We start from the raw sequence: 7410 nt of genomic DNA on the forward strand, positions 1-7410 counted from the left end.
CTCGTTCGACATCATCAACAAGCTGATGACCAAGCGGGAAATCTCCGGCGTGATCGATCAGGTCTATCGCCACTGCGGTCAGAAGGAGACCGTGATCTTCTGCGACCGGATCATGGCGCTCGGCTTCTACAACGCGTTCAAGGCCGGCATCTCGTTCGGCAAGGACGACATGGTCGTTCCGCACGGGAAGTGGAAGATCGTCGACACCACGCGCACGCTGGCGAAGGACTTCGAGCAGCAGTACAACGATGGCCTGATCACCCATGGCGAGAAGTACAACAAGGTCGTCGACGCCTGGTCGAAGGCGACGGAAGAAATCGCCAAGGAGATGATGAAGGAGATTTCGTCGGTCAAGAAAAGCTCCAAGGGCGTCGAGGCGCAGATCAACTCGATCTACATGATGGCGCATTCGGGCGCGCGCGGTTCGCCGGCCCAGATGCGCCAGCTCGCCGGCATGCGCGGCCTGATGGCCAAGCCGTCGGGCGAGATCATCGAGACGCCGATCATCTCGAACTTCAAGGAAGGGCTGTCGGTTCTCGAATACTTCAACTCGACCCACGGCGCCCGCAAGGGTCTCGCTGACACCGCGTTGAAGACCGCGAACTCGGGCTACCTGACGCGCCGTCTGGTCGACGTCGCGCAGGACTGCATCATCACGCAGGACGACTGCGGCACCAAGCTCGGCATCAAGATGCGCGCCATCGTCGACGCCGGCACGGTGGTGGCGTCGCTCGGGTCGCGCATCCTGGGACGCACGGCGTGCGAGGACATTCGCGATCCCGCGAGCAACAAGGTGCTGGTCAAGCGCAACACCTTGATGGAGGAAAGCCATGTCGACCAGATCTCAAAGGCCGGCATCCAGGAGGTCAAGATCCGCTCGGCGCTGACCTGCGAACTGGTCAACGGCATCTGCGGCAAGTGCTACGGCCGCGATCTGGCCCGCGGCACTCCGGTCAATCACGGCGAGGCGGTCGGCGTCATCGCGGCGCAGTCGATCGGCGAGCCCGGCACGCAGCTCACGATGCGCACGTTCCACATCGGCGGCGCGGCGCAGATCAACGAGCAGTCGGTGATCGAGTCGAACTTCGACGGCAAGATCACGATCAGGAACAGGGCGATCGCAAGAAACGGCGAAGGCCATCTGGTCGCGATGGTGCGCAACATGGTTGTCGCGGTCGTCGACGCGGACGGCACGGAGCGTGCGACGCACCGCATCCAGTACGGCGCGCGCATGCATGTCGACGAGGGCGATCAGGTCAAGCGCGGCCAGCGGATCGCCGAGTGGGATCCCTACACCCGGCCGGTTCTGACCGAGGTGGAGGGCACCATCGGATTCGAAGACCTGATCGAAGGTCAGTCGATCTCCGAAACGCTCGACGAATCCACCGGTATCGCCAAGCGCATCGTCATCGACTGGCGCGGCACGCGCGGCGGAGCGGATCTGCGCCCGGCCATCGTGATCAAGGGCAAGGACGGCAAGGTGCTGAAGCTCGCACGTGGCGGCGATGCCCGCTACATGCTGTCGGTCGACGCCATTCTGTCGGTCGACGTCGGAGCCAAGGTGAAGCCGGGCGACATTCTTGCGCGTATCTCGACCGAGAGCGCCAAGACCCGCGACATCACCGGCGGTCTGCCGCGGGTGGCCGAACTGTTCGAGGCCCGCAGGCCGAAGGACGCGGCCATCATCGCTGAAATCGCCGGCACCATCCGATTCGGCCGCGACTACAAGAACAAGCGCCGCATCTCCATCGAACCGGTCGACAAGGAAGAGGAGGCTCGCGAGTACCTCATTCCGAAGGGCAAGCACATCCATCTGCAGGATGGCGACATCGTCGAGAAGGGTGACTTCATCGTCGAGGGCAATCCGGCGCCGCACGACATCCTGGCGATCAAGGGCATCGAGGAGCTCGCTGCCTATCTGGTCAACGAAATCCAGGAAGTCTACCGGTTGCAGGGCGTGCTCATCAACGACAAGCACATCGAGGTGATTGTCCGTCAGATGCTCCAGAAGGTCGAGATTACCGATCAGGGCGAGACCGACATGATCTCGGGCGAGCAGATCGACAAGATCGAGTTCGACCGGCTCAACGCCAAGGCGAGGGAAGAGGGCAAGAAGGTCGCGACGGGATCGCCCGTCCTTCTCGGCATCACCAAGGCGAGCCTGCAGACCCGCTCGTTCTTCTCGGCGGCGTCGTTCCAGGAGACCACCCGCGTGCTCACCGAAGCCGCCGTCAACGGCAAGGTGGACCCACTCGAAGGCCTCAAGGAAAACGTCATCGTCGGCCGGCTGATCCCGGCAGGCACCGGCGCCTCGATGGCCAAGATTCGCGAGGTCGCGGTCAAGCGCGACAAGCTGATTCTCGACGAGCGCGAGAAGCAGGCCGCGATCGTGCCGTCCGCTCCGGAAGCCGAACCGCTGGCGCTTCCACCGGTGGAGTAGGAATCACCTGATCTCACGCAAAAAAGGCCGGCGTTCGCCGGCCTTTTTTTATCGCGCGGGTCCGGCGTGCTTTTTTCGTCGAGGATCGGTTTGTTCATCTTCCCTTCATGTGGAAAGGGCTTTTTCTAAGTTGGCCACCAGACTCACGAATCGAATACGGCGGCAGGTAAAAATGAGGGGCGGGGAAGCCGACGCTTTCTCTTCCATTGGCTGAACGTCGCTGGCCGCGTAGCCAGAGAAAGGCCGGGTCCGGGCTGCGAAAGCGCCAGGCGCGGATGTCGAAAGAAGAATATGCTTGATCTCGCAATTGTCGGTGGCGGCCCTGGCGGGCTGATGAGTGCCTGGCACCTCAGGAAAAAGCTCGGAGAACTGTGTCGCGTCACCATCTTTGAGGCTTCCGACCGCCTCGGCGGCAAGCTGCTGACCCGCAAGTTCGAGACCGCGCCGGCGATGTACGAGGCGGGAGTTGCCGAAATCTACGACTACTCCATGACCGGACCGGATCCGCTGCGCGAACTGATCCAGCATTTCGGATTGCAGACGATTCCGATGGATGCGGGGCAGGTTCAATTCGACGGCGAACTGCTCGACGACGTCCCCGGCATGCGCCGCAAATACGGCGCACGAACCGCCGATGCCATCGAGGCCTTCCGCAAGCGCTGCACCGAGATGATGTCGCCGATCGCATATTATGAAGGCGCGCGCGACAATGAGCATCCCTGGGCGTTCATGACGGCCGAGGAACTGCTCGACAAGGAGGTCGCCGACCCGGTCGCCAGGCGCTTCTTCAAGGTGATGGCGCGCTCCGATATCGCCACCGAGAGCCACAACACCAACGGGCTGAATGCGCTCAAGAACTTCGTAATGGATGTGGACGGCTATATCGGGCTGTATTCGATCCAGAACGGCAACGAGCAGTTGATCGATTGCCTGAGGTCGGAGGTCGATGCGGACATCCAGCTCAATCACCGCGTCCTCAAGGTCGGAAAGACGCCGGGCGGCCGCTATCAGCTCAATATGATGAACGGCAAGGGACCGGAGACCCGCGACTTCGATCTCGTCATCATGTGTCTGCCCCATAGCTGGCTCGCGACGGTCGGATGGGACGGCGAGCAGTTGCGCAAGTCGATGGTCAAGCACGTCGCCTACTTCGACCGGCCGGCGCACTACCTGCGCGTGTCGGTGCTGTTCGACGAACCGTTCTGGGGCGAGAAGATTTCGGGCGCGTGGTTCATGTCCGAAGCCTTTGGCGGCTGCTGTGTTTACAACGAAGGCGCGCGGCACAATGTCGGCCGTCACGGCGTGCTGAACTGGCTGATCGCCGGCTCCGACGCGCTGGCGTTCGCGAACCTCAGCGACAAGGAACTGACCGAGACGGCGCTGAAGTCGCTGCCGGCCTCGCTCGGCAACGCGCGCGCGCATTTTCTCGAAGGTAAAGTCCATCGCTGGATGTCGTCGGTCAACGCGATTCCCGGCGGCCTTCCCGCGCGCGACGTGATGACCAACCATCGGCCCGAGCCGAAGGATCATCCGGGGCTGGTTCTGGTCGGCGACTACCTGTTCGATTCGACGCTCAACGGCCTTTTGGATTCATCGGATGCGGCGACCGATATCGTGGTCAGCGAGATGATGAAACTCCGCCGCGCCCGCGGCGGGAAGGGCGTCAACGCCTTCGACCGGATCAACCGAGATTACTTCGAGAACTATCGCGGCCTCGGCCTTTATCGCGAGGTCTGGCGGCAGTTCAGCGATCCGGACTTCCTGATCGACCTGATCCGTATCGCCTGGAACAGGACGACAACCGACTACAAGCTGCTGGTGGCGGGATCGGCGAGCGGTGAATTGGTTGGCGCGTTGCGCGCCCGCGGCATCGACGCCTGGGGCATCGAGAACAACCGCGCCATTCATGCGATGACGCCGGCGGCGCTACGGACGTTCAACCGGCTTGGTTCGATCGTCGACATGCCGTTCGAGGATGGACAGTTCGATTTCGTCTATGAAACGAGCCTGTGCCATGTTCCGGAATCCCGGACGTCGCGGGCGGTTCGCGAACTGAATCGCGTCGTCGGGACTGGCTTGATTTTCGGCTCCGTCACCTCCGACATGAAGCCGGCCCTGATCGACCGTTACGATCTGCTGCGAGGCGTGAAGAAGCTCGGTACCTGGTGGGAATGGTCGGAGATCTTTTTCAACAACGGCTTCGATCTTGCCATGAACCGCGACGACCGCACCGATGAGTTGTGGGCTGCGGCCCTTGCCGCCGGCAAGGGACCGGACCAGTGGTACGCGGATTCCGAAAGCCTGCGTTATTGCCTGTTCGACAAGGTCGAGGACGCTTAAGTCCTCATCGGACGACCCCCGGAGCCTGCACCCGGTTTCAGTCGTGGGGTGTCTCGGGTCGGTCAAAGGACCTTCGTTTTCATACGACGGCCGGACTGGCCGTCCGCAACGGTAAAACCCGATCGTGCCCAAGGTGCCGCCGCTCGACGCTCCGCCCGCTCCCGATGATGCGGCACGGGTCCTGCCGACGAACCCGCACGCCGGGACCGGGCCGGCGCCGGTCTCGCCGCCGGGCAAGCCTGTTGCGGGGCCTCATGCCTCTGTCGACGATGACGAAGACGACGACGACGGGGATGAAAGCGAGAACGACCAGCTCGACCTCGACGATGACGAGGATCTCGTTGTTTATACCGCGCGTGAGGCCGCCGGTGCGCTGGCGACGATCTATGCGTTTATCCGGCCCTCGCTCCGGAACTACCGGAAGGCATTGACGTTCGTCGGCTTCGGCCTGCTGGTCGAGACGCTGTTCAACGTCATCATGCCGCTTAGTCTCAAGTTTCTGATCGACGATGCGCTCGGCGAAGAGGATTTCGTCGTTCTGATACGCATCCTGTCGGTGCTCGCAGTCGCCGGCATCGTCACCTCACTGATCTCGATCTGGTACGAACGATGGGACGCGTGGCTGTCGTCGTCGATTGTCTCGGAGGTGCGGCAGCGGCTGTTCGATCACGTGCAGGATCTGCCGTCGGCATTTTTTGCGCGCGTCCGGCGTGGTGAAATCCTGTCGCGCTTTTCCGTCGATCTCTCGGCGTTTGAAGGTGCGACGAAGGCGCTCGCCAACACGGCCCTGCTTCCGGCGATGGAGCTGGTGGCAGGCATCGTTCTGATGTTGTTCTTGAGCTGGCCCCTGGCGGTGGTGGCGTTGCTGATCTTTCCGATCACACTGATCGGCCCGCGCATCCTCACGCCGAAGGCGGTGCAGGCCAACTATGAGCAGAAGGTCAACGAGTCGGCGATCCTCGGCGTGGTTCAGGAAAACATCGCCGCGCAGGCTTTGGTCAAGGCCTTCAGTCTGCAGCGTCGGGCCCGCGGCTGGTTCACCGTCCGCAATGAGGAGACCAGAAAGAAGATCGCATCCTCCACGTTCCTGTCGAGCATGGTCGAGCGGTCGGTCACGATCGCCGTGCTGCTGCTGCACCTCGTCGTCCTCGGCATCGGCGCCTATCTCGCGACCAGCGGGCAGATCACGATCGGAACGTTCGTGACGTTCGAAAGCGCGTTCTGGGAAATCTCGTACAATATCGCCCATCTGATGTCTTATGTGCCGGTCTCGGTTCAGGCCGCGGCGGCCGTGCGCCACATGCAGGAACTGCTCGACGAACCGACGCGCGGCGTCGACCGTCCCGGCGCCCCTGACCTGCCGCGCATCACCCATGACATCACCTTCGATCGCGTGACGTTCCGATACGAGGGCGCCGAGACACCGGTCCTCGACAATCTCACTCTCAGGCTCGATGTCGGAAAGCGCATCGCGATTGTCGGGCCGAGCGGTTCAGGCAAGAGCACGCTGCTCAATCTGATCCTGCGCCTTTATGTGCCGGATGAAGGCCGTGTCACCATCGACGGCGTCGATATAAGGAAGGTGACGCGCGAGTCGCTGCGATCAAGCATGGCGATCGTGTTTCAGGAGAACATGCTGTTCAACACGTCGATCCGCGAAAACATCCGTCTCGGCAAGGAGGACGCGAGCGACGCGGAGGTCGAGGCTGCGGCAAAAAAGGCTGAGATTCATCGATTCATCATGAGCCTGCCCCAACGCTACGAGACCGTCGTCGGCGAGCGGGGCGATACGCTGTCAGGCGGCCAGCGCCAGCGCATCGCGATTGCGCGCGCGATCGTTCGCGATCCCTCGATTTTGCTGCTTGATGAGGCGACGTCCGCACTCGACCAGACCACCGAAGCCGCGATCAACCGCACGCTTCTCAGGGTGGCCAAGGGACGCACCATGATCTTTTCGACCCATCGCCTGACATCGGTTGTCGATATGGACGAGATCATCGTCGTCAGCGGCGGCCGGGCCGTCGAGCGGGGCTCACATTCCGAGCTGATGAAAAGCCACGGCCTCTACCGCAAGCTCTGGGACGACCAGGGTCACGGGCATGACGACGACGATAGCGACGACGAGTAGGCGTTTCTGCCTATGCGAATTATGCGATCGAAGTGAGAAAATATTAATACCAAGTTTAACCAATTTGCCCGTTTCGTCGCGGCCCTGTTCGTTTCGCGCTTGCGGGATGATATATTTTGTTTCGCGGATGCAATGGCCGAGCACCGGTTTTAAGACTGAAGGTGCAGGTTCGTCCGCTCCAGTCGCGCAAGGCGCGGACGTAAAGAAGGATCGCGCGGAAGCGCGGGAACCGAGCGCATGATCGATGCAGAGAAAAAAAGGCAGAGCCGCAAGTCGGTCCGGCAATCCGCGTGGATCATCCTCGACGGCGGCTTCGCCAGACGACCATGTTTCGTCATCGACCTGTCGACGACGGGCGCCAAGATCGCCGTGGACGACGCCAGCGCGGCGTCGGCCGGTTTTCAACTGACCTTCTCGCGCGACGCAAGAACCGGCCGTCGATGCCAGGCTGTCTGGCGGAACGGAACGACACTGGGCGTCAGGTTCATCGCCTAGCAGGCTG

At 62.0% G+C, this 7410-nt stretch carries 3 protein-coding genes and 1 pseudogene; all 4 read left to right on the forward strand.

Translation table 11 applies throughout. From position 1 onward, the window contains the following. A pseudogene (locus BGN91_RS08875) lies at positions 1–2440 on the forward strand (DNA-directed RNA polymerase subunit beta'); the annotation flags it as partial. Between the two features lie 291 nt (positions 2441–2731). Then, on the forward strand, positions 2732–4780 hold the full coding sequence (locus BGN91_RS08880; RefSeq protein WP_292612369.1) for an FAD-dependent oxidoreductase: 2049 nt from the start codon (positions 2732–2734) through the stop codon (positions 4778–4780). Positions 4781–4904: 124 nt separating this feature from the next. After that, positions 4905–6908 (forward strand): ABC transporter ATP-binding protein, encoded by a 2004-nt coding sequence (locus BGN91_RS08885; protein WP_292612371.1) that lies wholly within the window; start codon positions 4905–4907, stop codon positions 6906–6908. A 237-nt stretch (positions 6909–7145) separates the two neighbouring features. Next, positions 7146–7403, forward strand: coding sequence for a PilZ domain-containing protein (locus BGN91_RS08890; RefSeq protein WP_292612373.1), 258 nt, complete (start codon positions 7146–7148; stop codon positions 7401–7403). Positions 7404–7410: the final 7 nt, after the last annotated feature.

The organism is Nitrobacter sp. 62-13 (genome assembly GCF_001896955.1).
Taxonomy (GTDB): Bacteria; Pseudomonadota; Alphaproteobacteria; order Rhizobiales; family Xanthobacteraceae; genus Nitrobacter.